The organism is Natrialba taiwanensis DSM 12281, assembly GCF_000337595.1.
Lineage (GTDB): Archaea > Halobacteriota > Halobacteria > Halobacteriales > Natrialbaceae > Natrialba > Natrialba taiwanensis.
This window is the reverse complement of record NZ_AOIL01000050.1, coordinates 179,920-199,614: the sequence shown is the minus strand read 5'-3', so window position 1 is coordinate 199,614 and position 19,695 is coordinate 179,920. Positions and strand designations below refer to the sequence as shown.

18 protein-coding genes are annotated in these 19,695 nt (G+C 65.3%); 10 read left to right on the top strand and 8 right to left on the bottom strand.

Annotated elements, in window-relative coordinates:
• Positions 1 to 149 precede the first annotated feature (149 nt).
• Entirely contained in the window at positions 150 to 560 is a 411-nt protein-coding gene (locus C484_RS14870; protein ID WP_006826725.1) for a DUF7124 domain-containing protein, read from the bottom strand.
• A 163-nt stretch (positions 561 to 723) separates the two neighbouring features.
• Between C484_RS14870 and artA the strand changes: the two genes are divergently transcribed.
• Both artA and C484_RS14860 read left to right on the top strand, forming a co-directional pair.
• A complete protein-coding gene (gene artA, locus C484_RS14865; protein ID WP_006826724.1) occupies positions 724 to 1,755 on the top strand; it encodes an archaeosortase A in 1,032 nt (343 codons plus the stop codon).
• A 7-nt stretch (positions 1,756 to 1,762) separates the two neighbouring features.
• Complete coding sequence (locus C484_RS14860; RefSeq protein ID WP_006826723.1) at positions 1,763 to 2,545, top strand: metallophosphoesterase; 783 nt, start codon at positions 1,763 to 1,765, stop codon at positions 2,543 to 2,545.
• A gap of 16 nt (positions 2,546 to 2,561) precedes the next feature.
• Here the strand turns inward: C484_RS14860 and C484_RS14855 are convergent, their stop codons facing one another.
• The 7 genes from C484_RS14855 to C484_RS14825 all read right to left on the bottom strand — a co-directional run bounded on the left by C484_RS14855 (position 2,562) and on the right by C484_RS14825 (position 9,874).
• Complete coding sequence (locus C484_RS14855; RefSeq protein ID WP_049915480.1) at positions 2,562 to 2,696, bottom strand: hypothetical protein; 135 nt, start codon at positions 2,694 to 2,696, stop codon at positions 2,562 to 2,564.
• A gap of 174 nt (positions 2,697 to 2,870) precedes the next feature.
• Positions 2,871 to 3,875 (bottom strand): MBL fold metallo-hydrolase, encoded by a 1,005-nt coding sequence (locus C484_RS14850; protein ID WP_006826722.1) that lies wholly within the window; start codon positions 3,873 to 3,875, stop codon positions 2,871 to 2,873.
• 218 nt (positions 3,876 to 4,093) lie between these two features.
• Positions 4,094 to 5,584 carry an Asp-tRNA(Asn)/Glu-tRNA(Gln) amidotransferase subunit GatB gene (gene gatB / locus C484_RS14845; protein ID WP_006826721.1) on the bottom strand — a complete coding sequence of 497 codons (1,491 nt, stop codon included), beginning with the start codon at positions 5,582 to 5,584 and terminating at the stop codon, positions 4,094 to 4,096.
• A 116-nt stretch (positions 5,585 to 5,700) separates the two neighbouring features.
• A complete protein-coding gene (locus C484_RS14840; protein WP_006826720.1) occupies positions 5,701 to 6,678 on the bottom strand; it encodes a hypothetical protein in 978 nt (325 codons plus the stop codon).
• A complete protein-coding gene (locus tag C484_RS14835; RefSeq protein ID WP_006826719.1) occupies positions 6,668 to 8,173 on the bottom strand; it encodes a hypothetical protein in 1,506 nt (501 codons plus the stop codon). Before C484_RS14835 ends, C484_RS14840 begins: the two co-directional genes overlap by 11 nt.
• Before the next feature lie 61 nt (positions 8,174 to 8,234).
• A complete protein-coding gene (locus tag C484_RS14830; protein WP_049915498.1) occupies positions 8,235 to 9,254 on the bottom strand; it encodes a TIGR00341 family protein in 1,020 nt (339 codons plus the stop codon).
• 53 nt (positions 9,255 to 9,307) lie between these two features.
• Positions 9,308 to 9,874 carry a hypothetical protein gene (locus tag C484_RS14825; protein WP_006826717.1) on the bottom strand — a complete coding sequence of 189 codons (567 nt, stop codon included), beginning with the start codon at positions 9,872 to 9,874 and terminating at the stop codon, positions 9,308 to 9,310.
• A 213-nt stretch (positions 9,875 to 10,087) separates the two neighbouring features.
• Here C484_RS14825 and C484_RS14820 point away from each other — a divergent pair, with 213 nt between their 5' ends.
• From C484_RS14820 to C484_RS14785, 8 genes are all read left to right on the top strand, one after another.
• Positions 10,088 to 10,531: a hypothetical protein gene (locus tag C484_RS14820; RefSeq protein WP_006664526.1), complete on the top strand. Its 444-nt coding sequence runs from the start codon at positions 10,088 to 10,090 to the stop codon at positions 10,529 to 10,531.
• 503 nt (positions 10,532 to 11,034) lie between these two features.
• Complete coding sequence (locus tag C484_RS14815) at positions 11,035 to 12,582, top strand: permease (protein ID WP_006826716.1); 1,548 nt, start codon at positions 11,035 to 11,037, stop codon at positions 12,580 to 12,582.
• Positions 12,583 to 12,595: 13 nt separating this feature from the next.
• Positions 12,596 to 14,065, top strand: coding sequence for a hypothetical protein (locus C484_RS14810; RefSeq protein WP_006826715.1), 1,470 nt, complete (start codon positions 12,596 to 12,598; stop codon positions 14,063 to 14,065).
• A gap of 61 nt (positions 14,066 to 14,126) precedes the next feature.
• Entirely contained in the window at positions 14,127 to 15,701 is a 1,575-nt protein-coding gene (locus tag C484_RS14805; RefSeq protein ID WP_006826714.1) for a cytochrome c oxidase subunit I, read from the top strand.
• Positions 15,702 to 16,043: 342 nt separating this feature from the next.
• Positions 16,044 to 16,367: a hypothetical protein gene (locus C484_RS14800; protein ID WP_006826713.1), complete on the top strand. Its 324-nt coding sequence runs from the start codon at positions 16,044 to 16,046 to the stop codon at positions 16,365 to 16,367.
• An 87-nt stretch (positions 16,368 to 16,454) separates the two neighbouring features.
• Positions 16,455 to 16,823, top strand: coding sequence for a helix-turn-helix transcriptional regulator (locus C484_RS14795; protein ID WP_006826712.1), 369 nt, complete (start codon positions 16,455 to 16,457; stop codon positions 16,821 to 16,823).
• A 183-nt stretch (positions 16,824 to 17,006) separates the two neighbouring features.
• Complete coding sequence (locus C484_RS14790; RefSeq protein ID WP_006826711.1) at positions 17,007 to 18,377, top strand: Glu/Leu/Phe/Val family dehydrogenase; 1,371 nt, start codon at positions 17,007 to 17,009, stop codon at positions 18,375 to 18,377.
• Positions 18,374 to 19,549, top strand: coding sequence for a hypothetical protein (locus C484_RS14785; RefSeq protein WP_006826710.1), 1,176 nt, complete (start codon positions 18,374 to 18,376; stop codon positions 19,547 to 19,549). Before C484_RS14790 ends, C484_RS14785 begins: the two co-directional genes overlap by 4 nt.
• Positions 19,550 to 19,695: the final 146 nt, after the last annotated feature.

The window sequence follows — 19,695 nt, the reverse complement described above, 5'->3', positions numbered from 1 at the left end:
TTTTCGTGCTATCGAGACAGCCTGTTTGACGAAGCGGAAGAGAATCTTCTGCACAAAGACGCCTCTTCCGCTTCACCTCAATCGTTCTGCCGACTTACCCCGATGCCGTCCGTGGATTCAATAGAACTCGGTGAAACGGAAACGACGCGTTACGGCCAGTCGTCTCGTACCGGTTCCGAGTCGTCCGTCTCCTCCTCGACGCTCGTCGCCAGCACCCAGTCGGCCGCCTCCGCGGCATCGGCGACCGAGAGGTACTCCCACTCAACGTCTTCGGCTAACTGTTCGTCCGCGTCGTCGATGCCGACGTAGACGTAGCGCTCGGTGTCGAACTGGTCTTTGACGCCCTCGAGACTCTCCTCCTTGCCGCGCGGACCCGAGAAGAAGTCCTGCCGAATGCGATTCTTTCGGGTGAAGTTCGTCACGACGTACGTCGGCTTCTCGGAGACGACGCCGATGTACTCGGTCCAGCCGCGGGCGTCCTCGAACACACTCTCCGGCGATGCGAACTCCTTCAACGCCTCGAGTTCGAACGCCAGGGTCATGTCGCTACCGCCGTTCATACTGTCTCAAAACGGTGCACCGGGGAAAACGGCTTCGATACGTCGGACACCAGACGACGACCGCCGTGTCGCCTCGCCCCTGTCGTCGTGCTATTACCATCTTGACACGAGACGGCCAAGGCGTCAAGTTGATAGCGAGAGAGTCCTTCGGATTAGCCTGACTATGCCGCTCGCTTCAGCCGCGGCCGATGCAGTGCCGGCCGCCGGCCTCGAGTTCGCAGGCGACGCCGCCGCACGCTCACCCGCATCCCTCTCGGCGATCCTGAACTCGCCGCTGACGGACGCGCTCGCGTGGATCGCGATCGGCGCGTTCATGTTTGCGGCCCTCCTGCAGTGGTTCGGGAACGTCGATTCGGCGCGCATTCTGGCCGGAGCCGCCTGGCTGGTATTCGGCGTCTTCTGGCTGACGATGGTGCCGTACTACTTCGCGGACGCCCAGAGTCCGATCAAGACGCTCCTCGCGCTCGCGGCGTTACCGCTGTCCGCGTACACCGCGTACCTCCTCTACGGCGGTCGCACGTCGTTGCTCTTGCTCTCGAAGGCGGTCGCCTTTATGGGCCTGATCTACCTGCCGGCCGAGACGATACCGGTCGTTCGGACGTGGCTGATCGAGACGACGGCGGCCCAGACCCACTACGGGATGGAACTGCTCGGGTACAGTCCCGGGCTTATCGAGGGAACGAACGGCTACCAGAGCAAGTTCGCCTTCGATCCGTCCGAGACGGTGACCGGCCGGACGACCTACATCGTCCTCTCCTGTACCGGAATCGGGAGCATGGCAATCTTCGGCGGGCTGATCGCGTCGGTGACGGCACCGCTAAAGCGCAAGGTCTCGGCGTTCGCCGTGGCGATCGGCGTCATCTGGATCTTGAATCTCGGACGAAACATCTTCATCGGCCTGGCCTCGCCGTGGGGCTGGTTCCAGCAGGAGCCGCTGGTCTCGTTGCTGACGACCTACATGGGTGCCGAACCCGACCGCGTCTCGTTTCTCGTCTCCCACAATTACATCGCCCAGTCGCTGTCGATCGTCGCCCTCCTCGGGATCACCTACATCGTCGTTAGACTCGTTCCCGAGGTGCTCGCGCCCCTGGAAGATGTGCTCTACATCCTGACCGGTACCGAGTACGACCTCTTCGAAGCCCTCGACGTCGAGGATCGGCGGCCCGCGTACGCGCCGAGCGCCCTCGAACAGTAGCGAAACAGTGACTCCACGCCCACCCGACGTTCCGTTCGTTCTCCGCTCGCGCGCCGCCTTCGTTCCCGACTCGGCAACGCTCGTCGTCGCGGATCTCCACCTCGGCCGCGGCACCGCCTCCGCCGTCGACGCTCCGATCGCCGACAGCACGAACGCGAGTTCACGAGCGCGCCTTCGAACCCTGCTCGCGGAGCTGGGGCCGGCGACCGTCGTCGTCGCCGGCGACCTGCTGCACGCGTTCGATCGCGTTCCCCGCGGAGTCACGGACGCGCTGGCTGCGCTCGAGTCGACGGTCGCCGATGCCGGCGCATCGCTTGTCGTGACACCCGGCAACCACGACGCGATGCTCTCGTCGGTGTTCGACGGGGAGACGAGGGCGGCGTGCCGACTCCCGCCCGCGAGTAAGAACGAGAATGAGAATGAGAATGAGAACGAGAGTGAGTGTAAGAGCGAAGCCCAAGAGAGCGTGGTCGTCTGTCACGGCCACGAACCGCCAACTCTCGACGCCTCCCTGTACGTCGTCGGTCACGACCACCCTGCTCTCTCGATCGAGGGCCGCAAACGCCCCTGTTTTCTCTTCGGTCCCGGGGCCTACGAGGGGGCGGACGTACTCGTGGTGCCGGCGTTTACTGAACTCGCCGCCGGAGCGACGGTGAATAGCATGTCCGCTCGGGACTTTCAGTCGCCGCTGGTCACCGACGCGGACGCGTTCCATCCGATCGTCTGGGACGCCGTGGCCGAAGAACCGCTGTGGTTCCCGCCGCTCGGCGAGTGCCGACAGCTGTTATAGCGTTCCGAACTCGCGGTCACAGATCCGTCAGTATCCGAAGCACGATTCCCAGCACGAGCGCGATCGGGCCGAGAATCATCCCGATCGGCGGAATCGGTGCGATGATGAGGACGATCCCGAGAAGGATCAAGATCGTCGATGGTTTGACCATACGAACCAATTAACGCCGAAACGGGTAGCAGTACGGCCGGCATTCACAGCGACTCCGGGACCAGTACTCGTACCGCATTCGTCGATTCCCATTCGTACGGACTGCTGTCAGCCAATTCCAGCATAACCGTGACCTGTCCTGCGGTTGTGCCGTGAACTCGGTACAGCAGACCACTCAGTCGTCGGCCGCGACGACGTGGTCGAGATCGAGTTCACCGGCGTCTTCGAGGAGGCGGTACTCCCCGTCGTCGAACTCGACGATGCCCTCGTGGCGGAGGTGATCGAGGTGGGCGTAGGCTTCGCCGGGGCCGTGGACGATGTGGATCCCTTCGAGGTCGCCAAAGAGGTGCGCGCTGACGGTCCAGGGGTTCGCCGGGCCGTGGTCCGCGAGCACGTCGAGGACGTTTTCCGTCCGCTCCCGGTGGTGGTCGACGATGGTCATCGCGCGATCGCTCGGGTCCGGAATCGGGTCCCGGTGGCCGGGCCAGACGCGGTCGTAGTCGCGATCCGCAATCGTTCGCAGCGTCGTGAGATACTCTTCGAGCGGCCGCTCGACGCGGACGTCAGCCCCGCCGACGTTCGGCGTGTAGACCGGCAGGAGGGCGTCGCCGACGAATGCTGTGTCGTCGTCCGCCGTTTCCGGCCCGTCCACGAGTTCGAAGCAACAGAGACCCGCCGCGTGGCCGGGTGCGTGTACCGCTTCCAGCGTGCGACCGCCGACCTCTATCGCGTCGCCGTCCTCGATCGGCGTCGTGTCGACCGGTTCGCCCTCGAGCCGCGAGGAGGCGTCGACGAACTCGAGCAGTTCCGATTTCGGGCCCTCGGGAACGCCCCACTCGTCGAGGGACGCCCGTCGGCGTTCGTGAAGCGCAGCAGTCTCCTCGGGGTCCTGTTCGACCAGCGGCGCGTCGGCCTCGTGGACGTAGACCGTCGCCCCGCTCGCCTCTTGAATCTCGCCGGCGAGGCCGGCGTGGTCGACGTGAAAGTGTGTCAGGACGATCGCGTCGACGTCGGCGAACTCGTAGCCGCGGTCCGCGAGTCCTGCTCGGAGGTCCGCTCGAACGTCGGGGGTCGCAACGCCCGTATCGACGAGTGCGAGTTCGTCGCCGTCCGGGTCCTCGAGCACGTAGGAATTGTTGTGTCCCTCGAACTCGTCGTTACCCAGCGAAATACGGTCCATACCGAGATGCATCCGTCGAGCGATAATAACTCACTGGGTACCGGAACGACGCGCGGGGATCGACGGTGGTGAGTGAGAGAGTGAGCGGCTGAGGAAGAGTGAATGCGGGTGGGAATGTGGGTGAGCGCGAGCGTAAGTCTGAACGTGAGTGAGCGGCTGAGTGAAAGCGAGCGTGGACGCGAGTCTGTGTGAAACTGAGCGAACGAGTGAAAAACCCGTTAGCTCTCGAGTTCAGTCCGGAGCAACTGATTCACATCGCCGGGGTCAGCGCTGCCGCCGGTCTTTTGCATGACCTGGCCGACGAGGAAGTTGATCGCGCCGTCGTCGCCGGATTCGTAGTCCTCGACCGCACCGGGGTTCTCGTCGATGGCTTCGACCACGGCCTGTTGTACTTCGTCCTCGCCGGTCTTGCCGAGTCCCTCCTCGGCGACGACTTCGTCCGGCGTGCGGCCGTCGTCGAGCATCGACCGGAGGACGGTCTCGCGGGCGTTCTTCGCCGTGATCTCGTCCGTCGCGACGAGTTCAACGAGGCGGGTGACCTCGTCGAACCGACCTTCGAGGTCGGTGATTTCCATGTCGCGGTAGTTGAGTTCGCCGAGCAGGTTGTCCGCGACCCAGGTCGCCGCGAGGTCGGGATCGAACTCGCTGGCCACGTCCTCGTAGAAGTCGGCAACCTGCTTCGTGGATGTCAGTTTCGAGGCGGCCTCCTCGCTCAGACTGAACTCGTCCTGGAAGCGCTCGCGGCGGGCCGAGGGGAGTTCCGGAATCGAGAGTTCGTCCTTCCAGTGGGAGACGCGAAGCGGCGGCAGGTCGGCTTCCTCGAAGTATCGGTAATCTTTCTCTTCTTCCTTCGAGCGCATCGAGACCGTGATGCCGCGGGATTCGTCCCAGTGTCGAGTTTCCTGTTCGACCGCGCGGCCGCGCTGGATGGCGTTCTTCTGGCGGGTCTCCTCGTACGCGAGTGCTTTCTCCGCGCCCTTGTGACTCGAGATGTTCTTGACTTCGGTGCGGTTGGCGGCGGCGAGTGCGTCCGCGCCGATCTCGTTGATGCCGTCGCCGGCGATTTCGTCCGCGGGGATGATCGAGAGGTTCGCGTCGATACGCAGGCTGCCGTCGCGCTCGGCGTCGAAGACGCCCAGGTACTCGAGCACTTCCTCGAGTTCGGCGAGGAAGGCGCGGACTTCGCTCGGGCTGCGGAAGTCGGGGGCGGTGACGACCTCCATGAGCGGCGTGCCGGCGCGATTGTAGTCGACCAGCGTGTAGTCGGCGGTGTCGATGCCGCCGCCGACGTGCTGGAGGCTGCCGGGGTCTTCCTCCAGGTGGGCGCGCTCGATGGCGATCGTGCGGCGGTCGCCCTCGACAGCGACTTCGAGTTCGCCGTCGGCGCAGATGGGGTCGTCGTACTGCGTGATCTGGAAGTTCTTGGGCAGGTCGGGGTAGTAGTAGTTCTTGCGGTGAAAGCGGGTTTCTTCGGGGATGTCGGCGTCGATGGCCTTACCGACCTTGACGGCGGCTTCGACGGCTCCTTCGTTCAGCACCGGCAGCGCGCCCGGGAGGCCGAGACAGACGGGGCAGACGTTCTCGTTCGGCTCGTCGGTCTGGTCCGTCGAGCAGCCACAGAAGATCTTCGTGTCGGTCTCCAGCTGGACGTGGACCTCGAGCCCGATGACGGTCACGAGGTCGCCCTGCTGGACGGTTTGGGCAGTCATTGAGCCACGATTCGGCCCGGTGGGGGTAAAGCGTAACGGGATCGTATCCTCGCGGGGGTCGTTTGTGGCTGCAGTTGCGACCCGGGCCACAGGTGCGAGTGCCGGTCGGCCGACGGTCAGTACTGCCGCTCGATCACCATCCCTGACTCGCCGACGACGAGTTCGGGGGCGCGAGACGTGCCGAGCGTGATCGCGAGCGGATCGTTTTGGGCCGGGAGCGTCGTTTGCGTCGTCCAACCGTCGAAATCGCGCTCGAAGAGGTCGCCGGAGGAGGCGATCGCCAGCGCGTCGTAGCGGTTCCGGACCAGTGCTGTAATCGCCGTTTCGGCGAGTGACGCGCGCGACCAGCCGACGCCGTTGTAGTTCCAGACGGTGCCGTCGCCGCCGGCGACGGAGACCGCCCCGGAATCGACCGCGGCGACGGCATCGAAATCGACGGCCGCCGCATCGATTCCGATACGCGTCCAGGTATCGCCGCCGTCCCGCGATTCGAACGCACCGCCGTCCGTGTCGACGGTGTAGACGTACGACAGCGGCGTGATAGCGACATCGGTGACGCTCGAACCGGTGCCGGGTTCGATCACCTCGGCCCACTCGACCGACGTGCCGTCGCGTTGCCCGTGGAGGAGTTCACCCGAGCCGTTGAGCGCCGTAATCCGTTCTTCGCCGGCGAGACCGGCGACGGCGACCGCCGTCCAGGAGGACGTCATCTCCTTCGGTGCCGAGAAGTCCACAGCCTGATCGGCGACGACGTCGTAGAGGCCGAGCGCACCGCTGTCGCCGGCGGCCCAGACCGCGCGGCCGTTGTTCGTCACCGCGAGCGAACGAAGCGTATCGGCCGTCCCGCCGGGGCCGTTCGGCAGTGCGACGGTCCACGACTCGTCGCCTCGAGTCAGGACGATTCCGTCCTCGCCGACGGCGACAGCGCCAGTCGCCGTCGTTCCGACGTCGTACAGCGTCGCGTCGGTCGGAACGGTGGCCGGCGTCCACTCGGCGGTCGTCTCGCCGCAGCCGGCCAGCGACGCCGAGACTGAAACCGCGGCCACGCCGATCGCGGTGAGGACGGTCCGCCGATGGATTCGATCACGCCCCATCGCCATCGGTCTCGTCCTCCCGTTCCTGCTCTTGAACTCGGGTGCTCGACGGGCCGTTGTTCAGCCGCTGGTCCGGAGCGGTCGCTGCCGGTTCGCTGTCGGCGGTTTCGATCCCGGCTTCGGATGGGCGGCTCGGCGGGGACGACGGCGTGAACGCGCCGGGGGCGGACGTACGTTTGAGGACCGCGGAGATACGAACGACGTACGCGAAGAGGACGCCGAGCGGACTGAACGCGACCGCGAGCGCGAGGCTCACGAGGACGAGCAGCGGGCCCTCGTGGGCGACCGGCGGATAGCCACTCGCGTAGATCATAATGACCAGGGTTGAGAGCAACAGCGCCGCAGTGCCGCTGTAGGTGATCCACCGCGACAGTCGCGCGAGGTCGCGCTGGAGGTAGATCGTCGTGAAGTACTGTCGCGTGGCGTCCGCAGCGACGAACAGTTCCCGGAGTTCGGAGAGCAGTTCCGACGCCCGGTCGGACAGTTCGTCGTCGAACCGTCGCCGAAACCGCCGTGCCTCGGTGGCGGCACCCGCGTAGTCGTGATCGATCGTCGGCAAGACGACAGCGAAGACGGAGTCCGTCCTGCCGGTAAGCGTCGACGAGAGTTCACGCGTGTGGTCGCGGGTTTGCGATGCGAAGCGTCGAATGGACTCGAAGGCGTCCATCGAACAGCCCGCGGTTTGGTCGTCGACCGTTGACTCGGACGCGGCTTCCCCGTCGCGTTCGCACTCCGAGACGAGCGCGTCGGCGCGGCTGCCGAGCGTTCCGGCCAGGCGGGCGAGAAACGGTGCGGGGTTGGTCGGGCTCACGCCATCCCCTTCCGTCTGTTGCTCGATACGCGCGCGAAACTCCTGGACGCCGTCGATGCGATCCGTCAGTCGGTCCGGCGTGCCGAACAGCCGCGAGATGATCAACTGGTTGACCGCGACGACGATCGGGATGAACGAGAACAGGCCCGCGATCATCGTGCTAAACATCGTCGTTACGAATCGGCTCTCGCGGACGCCGATGACGTCGCTCACCCCGAGCAGGAGTGCGATGACGAAGATACCGGCGACGAAGCCGCCGACGATCACGCGACGGTCGCCCTCGAGTAAGAGCCAGCGGTGGCTGTCGCGGCGGGATTTCGTTTCGGTGAGCAGCTGGATGCCGATTCGAGCGCCGACCCAGAGCAAACGTCCACCGACGAGGAGTCCGGCGACGGTCAGCCGAACGATGTAGACCGCGAGGGAGAGACCGAGCGATGACTGCTCGTCACCGGAACGATCCGACTCGGAGTGCGACCGCTGGGAGGGTGGCGTCGAGTCGTCAGCGGGAGCGTCGGCGGTTGTGTCGACGGTTGTGTCGGCGTCATCGTGGACGGTTTCGCCGGCCGTCTCGGAATTGCCGTGGTCGGGCGCACCGAGTTCAGTCGAGTCCTGTGCCGTGTCGGGGGGCGTTTGCGAGGTCGCAGTGTCCGGGTCTGGGTCGGGCGATGAGGAATCGTCAGTCATGGGGTGGGGAGTGAGCTCGTGTGGTGCTGGGATCGTCCAGCGGCTGGTCGCAGTCGGCGGATCAGAGGAGGGCCGAGACGAGTTCGAGCAGGCGGAGTGCAAGGACGAGCAGGATGATCAGTACGGCGACGCGTCGCAGGATGGCGCTTCGCGTCGTCCTGATACGGGCGCGATCCGACGGATGAAAGCCGACGGTCCAGAGCGTTGCGATCGACCCGACGTTGATCGCGATGAGGTTGACGGCGACGACGACGAACGACCCGAGCGTCGCTTCGGGTGCGCCCCAGGCGACGCCGACGCCGATGACGCCGATCGGCGGCATGAGTGCGGCGGCGATCATCACCCCGATCAGGTCCGTAATGCCCGTGGTTGCCATGCCGAGCCCGCCGGCGACGCCGGAGCAGATGGCGACGGTGACGAGCAGGGATGGCGGTAAGCCGTGGCTGCCGAGTCCGAGGCTCGCCTCGAGATCGACGACGGAGGAGATGATCGTCGACGTGCGTGCGAACGCCGCGAAGGACAGGGCGCTGACGAGGGCGACGACGATGCCGAGCAGTTGGAGTTTGACGCCGCGGACGAACAGCGGTCGGTCGTCGAGGACCGTCGCAACGCTTGCGGCCATTGCCGGGCCGAGCAGCGGGGCGATGACCATCGAGCCGACGAGAACGGGCAGCGAGTTCAGGAGGACGCCGGTGGTTGCGACGACGCTGCTGATCGCCGTCATCGTGGCGAAGATGATGAACGAGGGGAGCTGCGAGCGGGCTTTCGACCGCAATTCGCTTCTGGAGACGCGCTCGAACGAGAGCCATTCGGGCCGTCGGTTGGACCGATTTCGCGCGGAGTCGCTGCCGGTTTCGAGGATCGCCATCGGCGCTTCGACGATGACGGTAACGTTCCCGGTGATCGCCTCCAGTTGGTCTTCGACCGGTTCGACCGCGTGTGCAGGGACCGGAACGGTAAGCGTCCAGTGCTCGCCGTCGGAATGATCGGTGAGGCTGTACGTGAGGTCGTGGGACTCGAGGACGGCCATCGCCTCGTCGATACTCGGCTGCGTGTCTGCGAGTACCGTCAGGAGCCGCATATTCGACCGCCACGTTCGTCTCGGCGATGATCGTCGAACGCCGTCGCGATCGATCACAGTAGCGCGAGTGCATCAGTCTCTGACAGTGAATAGGTGGGAAACGTTCGATTGAAAAGCGAGCGGACGAGATGGCGGATCACCGCGAGTTGGTCCCGACCAGTGTCCGTACACGAGGTCCCACAGCGGCCGATCAATCCGTTCGCTCCGTCGAGGTACGTCAGGCGGCCACCGCAGTTCTGACACCGCGGCTCGACGTGGCTGGTCATCCACTCGACGGCGAACTCGTCACGAGCGAGTCGTTCGCCGAGTGCGTACCAGACGATGACGTCGCGCTCACCTCGGCCCGACGCCGTCCGTTTCAATCGCATGAGCGTGACCGCAGCGCGGGCGTACAGTTCGTCGTCCGAGACGGCGTGTCGTTGGTGACAACGCCGGAAGTACGTCAGCAGTGCTCGCTTCGACGACCGTCGCTTTCCCGTCGTCAGTGGCGTCTCGAGAGCGATGTTCTGCGAACAGCCGTCAGCCTCCGGAGCGCGTTCCGGACGGCCGCGGTCGTCGTAATGGCGCTCTTGCGAGAGAGACGCACCGCTGGTCGGACAGAATGCGTGTTCACCAATCATTTGTTAGTTGTTGGGACGGCCGAACCGGGCACCGGTCCGACCGGCTACCTCAGCGTAGCGGTGCCAGCGGGATAAAATGACACAGTAGTGAGAGTATCTAAAATAAATAGAGCGACCCATATACTACTCTAGAAACGTGTTACAGATGTTTTCCATAGATTTCTAATGTTTGTTGATACCTTATCCGTGCCTGGCTACTACGACGATTGCACCATGTCACGTGGTGATCTTCCAGCCGTCGATTCGACCGATTTAGCACCGTGGTACTGGTACATACTGATCGGCTACCCCGTATTGAGTCTGCTCGGGATCATCTCGCTCGCCCGCCTCACCGGCGGCGGCTCGGTACTGGCCTCGAGTGTCGGCAGTATCGCACTCCTGATCGTCATCGTCGCCGCAAGTGCCATCACGCTGCCGGCGATCTGGCGGGACGCCGAGTTCGTTGCGACCGAAACCGATGCGTGGGACCCCGATCGGCAAATCTACGTCGGTGCAGCCGTCGCCGTTCCGCTGCTCCTCGGCGTTCTCTCCGGACTGGCGGCCGGGTTCGGAATCGCGATTGCGATCACCGTCCTCGGCTTCCTGCTGTCGACGGTCACTGTCTGTTCGGCATACCTATACAACCGCCATCGGAGCGTCGGATTACTCGCTCGCTGATACCGCCGGGCACCGCTCCCGTCGCCGTTGCGAGTCGATACACGCCCGATCGCACGATGGCTCTGCGATCGGTGGGTGACTCGTTGCAGGTGGTACTCTCATTGCAGCGTGGGCGCAACGGCCCCCACTCGACGACAGCGAGTTCGGATCGCGGTTTCACCGACGGTTGGCCGACAGGATGCCTGCCCGACACCTGTCACCGACCGCCGCGGTAGTCCGGTTCGATCCGCTCACGCCGCGTTGGTCTATATTCTCTAGGTTTTGCCCATATTTATGTGGTCACAACTTCTGGCTATAACTGTTAGTAGCCCGGACGACACGCCACCGTCGCCGGCGTGGATGACCTCCTGGCCAACCGACACAGCCGCCACTATCCTCACTTCCCCGTCCCGGTATCCGGTCCCCTCCTTCGCGCGTCGCTCCCTGCTTGACCGGTGCCGATTCCCCGTCACCGCTCACCGCACACCGACAAGCCACCGCCTCGACACCGAGTTCACCCAGCCATGCTCTCAGAGATACACCTGCTCACCGACCAGGCCAGTCTCTGGCCCGTGTCCGGCCACCAGTTCGTCTCGTTGCTCCGATTGCTACTCGTCCAGAGCCACCTCGAATCCGGGTCGGCCACCATCACCACCGTCACCACCACCAACACCATCGCTATCGCCCTCTCGGCTGAACTCGGCTTCGTCTTCGGACCGGTCACCGGCGGCGGACTCGACCTCGCGGCCAGGCTCGCCGGGCTGCTCGGTGCCCTCCTGATCCAGCTCGTGACGGCCCTGGTCATCGCACTCGAGATGGCCTGGGATACCTGGTGGGCGCTCGTCCTCGGCTTTACGATCACCGGTGCCATCCAGGAGTTCGTCGACGAGGATCAGCTCACCGACTACCTCGGCGACGACGGCTGGCGGGAGATCGGCTACGGGACCGTCTTCGGCACGGCCTCCTCGAGTTGCTCGTTCTCCGCGGTCGCGATGACCCGGTCGCTGTTCACCAAGGGTGCCTCGGCCGCGTCCACCCTCGGAGCGTTCCAGTTTGCGAGTACGGATCTCGTCCTCGAACTCGCACTCGTCGTCCTGACGTTGCTCGGCTGGCAGTTTGCCGCCGCAGAGATCACCGGCGGGCTAATCGCCGTCGTCGTTCTCGGCATCGTCTACCGGCGGTTCGTCCCGTCATCGTGGATCGAACGGGCACGCGCCCACGCTCGCGCGCTCGACGAAACCGAATGCGCGACCTGCGGCATGGCCGCCCCGCCGACCGACGAGGAGACGATCACGCGAACGTTCGACGGCGAGCGCCGATACTTCTGCTGTGGCGGCTGTCTCAACGCGTACGACCCGGCCGACGACCGCGAGGCCGTTACCGCCGGCCCCGAACTCCTCTCGGGCGACCGCTGGCAAAGCGCGATCGCGAACACGATGAGCGAGTGGGACATGCTCTGGCGAGACATCCTCTTCGGATTCCTCCTCGCCGGACTCCTCGCCGCATTCGTCCCCGACACCTGGTGGACCGCCCTCTTCGGCGTCGGTCCCGAGGGAAGTCTCACGCGCCTCTTCTCCAACGTCGTGCTCGGAGCCATCGTCGGCGTGCTGACGTTTCTCTGCTCCGTCGGCAACATTCCCTTCGCCGTCGTCCTCTGGCAAAACGGCGTCTCGTTCGGCGGCGTCCTCGCGTTCATCTTCGCCGACCTGCTGATCCTCCCGCTGGTCCGAACGTACCACCGCTACTACGGCCTCCGCATGGCCGGCGTCATGTTCGCCGCGTTCTTCGCCGCCGCCGTCATCGCCGGCTTCCTCGTCGAACTCGTCTTTTCCGGAGTCGGTCTCGTTCCGTCACCCGGTACGTCCGGCGGGACGGTCCCTGGAGCCTACACGTCCCTATTCAACGTCGTTACGCTCCCCCTCTTCGCCGTGCAGGTGTACGTCGCCCTCGAGCCGGACCAACGCGTCCGCCTCGGCAACCGAATCGCACCGTACGTCGCGGGCGTTCTCTATCACGCCTACGACCTCGTGAGACGAGTCGCGTACGCGCTCGAATCGCGAGGCCTGAAGTAAGTCGCTTCCACCCATGACGACATCCCAACCACAGCCTCAATCCCGGAGCCGATCCCGGCCCCAGCCACGGCCATCACCCGGCGGACGGTTCGATCCCGTTCGGATCGTCCTGCTCGTCACCCTCGTCACGAGCCACGGGTTGATCCGCATCGCTGAACGCTACTTCCCCGAGTTCCTGTCGGCACTCGGCTACGGGCCGATCGTCACCGGACTGCTCGTCAGCACCGGTCTCGGCGTGACCGTCGTCGTGACGGCATCCGCGACCACCGGGCTGAACTCGGGTGACGAAGCAGAAACTGGTGATAGAAACGCCGAAACCGGCAGCCTCCCGGCGCAGGTGATCGCAGTCGCCTCGGTGCTGTTTGCGACCCTCGGACTGTTCGTCTGGACGGGCGCACCGACGCTCGATACGCTCCTCGGTACGCCGCTTTCGGCGCTCGGATGGCTCGCAGTCGGGGTCGTGCTCCTCCAGGCCTGGCACAGTTTCGGCCCGGTGCGGACCCTCTGGCCGATCGATACCAGGATCGTCGGTCGAAAAACGCGATCGACCCGAACTGAAGCCGACGAGTTCACTCCGTCGGGAGCCGATCGAGACCACGACGCTCGTGCGGGCACCGTTATCGGAGCGCTCGGGATCGGTGCCGGCGCGCTGATCGTGACCGCAGCGATCGCGATCGTCGGCGGCGTCAAAACCGGATTTTCGATCGTCGCGGCCACGGGTGCTTCGATCACGCTCGTCGCGGCGATTACGCGGGGGGTCGTCGGCGATACCGACCGGCTTCCGCTCGTCGGTCGCACCGAAGCGCCGAGTGCGGCGAGGGGCCGGGTTCCCGATTCGATCGCGTCGGTTCGCCGGGCGATCGCGGCCCTCTCCGACCGGCGGCGCTGGACGATCACCGGCGACGCGCTCGTCAGGCTGGCGCTCGTGGGGAGTACGCCGTACCTGGTGTTGCTGTTCGTCGAGGAACAGCCGCTTTCGCTCTCGGTCGGCGGGCGGTCGCTGATGCCAGCCGCGCTGTTCGGCGTGTTCGTCCTCGCGGAGGCCGGCGGAGCGCTTCTCGGCGCGATAGCCGCCCCGTGGCTCGTCTCGGCGGTCGATCGACGGTGGCTCCTGGCCCTCGGTCTCGCGAGCGTCTCGCTGGTTCCGATGGCCCTCGTCGCGGCGTCGTCGGTCGCCATCGTTGCGCTCCTGTTTGCCGTGCTCGGCTGTCGGACCGCGATCGAACCGCTCAGACCGACCGTCGGACCGACCGCCCGGCCGAGCCACGATGTGAGCCCCGACGCGGATGCGACGGCACTCGGTCTCCCGCCGCCCGAGCCCCTCCTGACGGCGGTTCGGGTCGCACTCGTCCCGGCCCCGTTCGTCGGCGGCCTCCTGTACGCGATCCACCCCGTTGCGGCGTTTACCGTCGCGACGACCGTCTCCCTGCTCGGGGTTCGCGAACTGCTCAGATCGTTCAGTTTCGAGCGAGGGAGCAACTGATCGTACGAGTACCGGTTCGAACCGAGACGAGCGCTTGCACTGACTTTACACGGTGACCAGCATGCCACTACCCCACTCATCCGACGACGATGACGCTGGCGACGCTGACGGCACTGAACTCGAAACGACAAGCGAGCCCGTCGAAACGGGCCGGCGATTGATCGCCGTCGGCCACGTCCGACTCGGACGGTGGTTCCTCGTCTTCGCGCTGGTGATGGGGCTCTGGGGCGGCCTCGACGCCGTGCTCCTTCGGACGACGCTCGTCACGCCGACGCTGGATCACTGGTCGGCCGACGTCTACAGTTCGCTCTTCACGACCCACGGGTTGACGATGTTGTTCCTGTTCGCGGTTCCCGCGATATGGGGATACGCGTACGCGACGGTTCCAGCGCTGATCCGTGCCGAACGAACCGCGTTTCCCGCCCTTGCTGCGACGGCGTTCTGGTTGCAGATCCCGGCTGCGATACTGGTTCGGGCCGGAACGATCGGCAGTGCACTCGACGTGGCGGGACTCGACCCCGTCGCGATCGGCTGGACGCTGTACCCGCCGATGAGCGTCGCGTCGTCGAATCCCGCCGTCGACGCGCTGGTCGCCGGCCTCCTGCTCGTTGCGATCAGCACGTCGCTGACCGCGGCGAACCTCGTCGTCACGGTCTGTCACCGTCGGACGATTCCGTGGAGCGACGTCGACACGTTCACCTGGACGGTGGTGACGAGCGCGGCGATGGCGGTCGTCGCCTTCCCGGTTCTGGCCGGTTCGCTTGCGCTCTTGCTCCTCGAACGGGCGGCTGGGGTCGGGCTCCTCGTCGGTCGGAGCGGCCCGATGGTCTGGTTGAACCTGTTCTGGTTCTTCGCCCATCCGCTAGTGTACATCCTGGTGTTGCCACCGATGGGCATCGCTAGCCACGTGCTGCCGCGATTCGCCGGACGGCGGCTGTTCGGCCGCCGATCGGTCGTCTACTCGACGTTTGCGATCGGCATCCTCTCGTTTACCGTCTGGGGACACCACCTGTTCATGGCCGGGATGGGCGTCAGCGTCCGCGCCGTGTTTATGTTCGTGACGCTGGCGGTCGCCGTCCCGAGTTCGGCGAAGCTCTGTACGTGGCTCGGCACGCTGTGGGGGGGTGCAATCCAGCACACAGCGCCGATGATCGCGACCATCGCAGCGATCGCTTTCTTCATCGTCGGCGGCGTGACCGGCGTCTTTCTCGCGGTGGCTCCGATCAACGTCCTCTACAACGGGACGTACTACGTCGTCGCCCACTTCCACATGATGCTCGTCGGGTTCGTCGCGTTCACGCTCGTCGCCGGGGCGTACTACTGGTTTCCGCTGCTTACCGGCCGGTGGTATGATCCGACGCTCGCTCACCTGCACGTCTGGCTCACTATCGTCGGAATCATCGTGACCTTCGGCGCGCTCTTCGTCGTCGGCTTCGCGGAGTTACCGCGACGAATCGCGACCTACCCGCCCGCGTTCGCGCCGATTCACCAGCTTGCTACCGTCGGAGCCTACGTCATCGCCGTGGGCCAGCTCGTCTTCCTGCTCAACCTCGGTCGGTCGCTCTGGGTCGGCGAGCACGCCGGCGACGATCCGTGGAACCTCGCTGACGAGCCGTCACACGCGCGAGAATGGTAGTGTCTCTGCCGAGTAAGCGGTCGTTACGACGACGATCGGACCCAACTTCGATATCGAAGCTCCCCGTAGCTAGCGCTGATTCAGACGCGATCCTGGCCCAGTTCCGGCTCGATTCCGGGTCGCGACCGCGGTCCCGGGGCTGACCTCGATTCAGCCCTGGCCCAGACGCCGGCTGGACTCTCCATTAACCCGCGACACCGACAGCAGACGTCCCCCTCATTCGTGACCGCAGCGACTCGATCCGTCCTTCCCGAACCGCTCTCACGACGCACAGTTAGCACACCAGCCACCGAGACAGCACACCCGCTGCGCATCGGTATCCCGACTTCTGACCCACAATCCATGGCATCCACCACAAGCACCGACGTTGCACTGATGCTCCTGCAATTGATCGCACTGACGATTCCACCGGCCGTCGTCCTGATCGACCAGCTCCGCCGAACGCAGAACCTCGAATGGACCGTGCGAAAACTGAGCTTCGGTCTCGTGTTCTCGAGTGTCACCCTCCTGCTCGGCGGCGCAGTCGCCGTCCTGCTGTACTTCCTGACCGTATCGCTACCCACCGCTCTCATCGCAGGGCTGCTCCTCGTTCTGCTCGGCCTCCTCCCGCTCGGGGCGTTCGTCCTCGTCCTGTACCGAGAACACCGGAAAGAACACGGTCCCTAATCCGGCCCTTGCTACGTCCGGACTCGGCCGGGAGTGGGTTCGACCCCCACACGTAGCTTCGGCGGTCTTCCCGCCGATGATGCACCGATGTGTAGGAACATCCCTACCGACCACGACGACACCGACGAGCACGAATCGAGTATCGACGGGTCGACACCCCCTCGCCCACTGACGAACCTGACCGGGTTCAAACGCGACCAGCTATTCGTCATCCGACTGCTGGCCGAACGCAACCCCCACGGGCTCGTGATCAAAGACAAACTCGACTGCTACTACGACGAGGACATCAACCAGGGCCGACTCTACCAGAACCTCAGTGAACTCGTCGACGAGGGGTACGTCGAAAAGCACCCACTCGACGGACGAACCAACGCCTACCGGCCGAGCACGCACGCCAACAGGCGACTTGAAGAACACCACGAGTGGGAACGTCACTGTCTCTTCTGTGATCCCTGACGCGGATGTGTAACTGCCACACCTGAGATACTGAGAGACACTGAGACACGGCTGCATTCAGACCGGTAACCGGTATTCAGCCACACGCGATCGAAACAGTCGGTGCTGTGCAGACTGGCTGTGTCGACGCGGTCGAACCAAGCGCACCACCAACGCACGCACAACAACTGCTCGAAACAACCGATGACTACTCCGCACGATGCTTCAACCGACACGACCAGCCGAACCGCTCCCGCACTCGATGCTCCGTGGAGTCACCTCCGAACCGCCGCCCACCGTCTCTCGGTCCCAGATGACATCGAACAGCGGCTCCTGTATGCGCGCCAGCGCCAGCAAATCGCCATTCCGTTCGAACGCGACGATGGGACGATCGACGTTCGAGCAGGGTACCGCGTTCGCCACGACGACGTTCGTGGCCCCTACATCGGCCCGCACCGCTACGTCCCCGGGCTGTCAATCGGCGACTGTGCCGGACTCGGAGTTGCAACTGCCGTAACCGCCGCGCTCGCCGATGTTCCGTTCGGCGGCGCAGCGGGCGGCATCGACTGCGATCCGGAAACACTCTCGTGGGACGAACGCGCCAGGCTCACGCGCTCCTACGCGCGACGAATCACCGATCTCGGGCCGAACAGCGACGTTCTCGTTCCCGATCTGGGAACCGACGAACGCACCATGGCTCGCGCCGCCGATGCCGTCGCCGAACGCGTCGACGGCCCCCACACCGCGACGGCCGCTGGAAAACCGGCCGTTCTCGGCGGCTCGCGAGAGTTCACCTGTGCCGGCGGCCACAGCGTCGCCCACGTCGTCCGAGATGTACTCGAGACGGATCTCGGCCGCTCGCTGTCGGACGGAACTGTCGCCGTGTACGGCACCAGCACCGTCGGTGCGACGACGGCACGCTTGCTCGACCGTTGGGGCAGCACGATCGTCGCGCTGTGTAGCGATCATGTCGGGCTTGCTGCCGACGCCGAAGGTGATGGCGACGGCGATAGTGACGGGGAGAGCGAGACGCTCGAGCACGAGACTGGTGACGAGGACGGTGACGGCGACGACGTTACCGACGACGGCATCGATACGACCGTCGCACCCAGCTACCTCGACGGACCGGGTGCGATCGACGAGTTCAGCGGCGGCACGATGACCGGCACCGAGAACGTCCTCGAAGCGGATGTCGATGCGCTGGTTCTCGCCGGATCAGGAACGGCGGTGACCGCCAGAAACGCAGAGACGATTCGGGCGGATCTCGTCGTCGAAGGCGCGTACGGCGCGGTGACCGCCGGCGGGCAGCGCGTTCTCGAGGAGCAGGATGTCACCGTCGTGCCGGCCGTGCTGTCGCTCGCCGGCAAACTATCGGCCGCGAGCCTCGAATGGCGTCGTCACGTCGGCCGCAGCGAGATGAGCGACACGCGCATGGCGAACGAACTCTCGTATGCGGTTATCGACGCCGTTTCCGACGTTCGGGCCCATCGTGTGCGCCGCGACGTGGGCTGGCGTGACGGCGCGTACGAACTCGGGCTCTCGCGGCTCGTCTCGGCTCACGAGGTGGTTCGATGATCGATCGTCTCGACGACTCGCTCGGCGACGCGATCGAATGGCTGACCGAAATTAGTCCCGAGATCGACCCGTCAGCCGACTCCGAATCCGATTCTGACTTCGACTCCGGCCCTGACTCTGACTCCGGATCCGACCCCGAGTCGGAAGCCGCCGATTCCGCATCGAGCTTCGAATCCCAGGACGAGGCTGTACCACGGTCGGACGGCGGTCGCGAGACCGATCCGTCGAACGCCGAAGCGGCCGCCGACTGGGAAGAAGCCGACTCGCCGACCTCGAGAACGCTACACGGCGTCGTCCACGGCGCGGACGGTGCCTACGCCTGTGGAGAGGGCGGCATCCTGCTGCACCGACGCGACGACGGGTGGCAGACACTGATCGAGCGCGGTCCGGGCGTCGCGGACAACACGCTGCGGACGATCGACGCAACAGCCGACGGCTGTCGGCTCTGGTTTGCCGGTGACAGCGGTGCACTCGGGTACTACGACGTCGCCGACGGCTACTTGAGCGACTACTCGGCACCGGGGGAAAAGACGAGTACCTGGGAGGGAATCGCCGTGTCCGAGCCGACCGGCGAGGAGCGCATCCGCATCGCGAACGGCTCCGGCGAAGTTCTCGACTGTACCGTCGAGGACGGCTGTCCGGTCTGGGGCGATGTCGTCGAACCCGGCGGCGGGTCGACGATACCCGGCCTGACCGCCGGCCCGGACGGATTCTACGCTATCGACACCAGCGGCGGCGCGTACTACGCGGACGCGAACGGCGAGTGGGAACGAATCGGCGTTCGCAACGCCGAAGTCGACTTCTACGACATCTGGGCCGGCGACGAAACCGTCTTCGTCGCCGGTGCCGACGGCATCGCGTATCGGTACGACCCGCACTGCGAGAACTGGACCCCGATCAACGTCGGACAGGGTGCGCTCCAGTCCATCCAGGTGGATGAAGGCAGCAACACTGCCGTCGCCGTCGCAACCGGCGGGCGCGTCTACGAGCGCATCGAAAGCATCCGCTGGGAGGAACGGGACACGCCGACGGAACAATCCCTCCTCGATCTCTCCCTCGCCCGCCAGCGGTCGGACGACGAGGGACTGGCGACCGTTCCCGTCGACATCGCCGTCGGTGCTGGCGGCACCGTTCTCGAGCGCCACCGAGACCGTTCGGACACCACGGACTAACGCGCCACCCGCCGGCCCATACCACCGCTCACAACCCCTTCAACCCCATCAACCCCTTGCACCCCCTCCCCCACTCGCCAACTGATCGACCCGCATGACAGCCCCACCGTTTCTGTCCCTTCCGCCACCGTTCGATACCGTCGTAA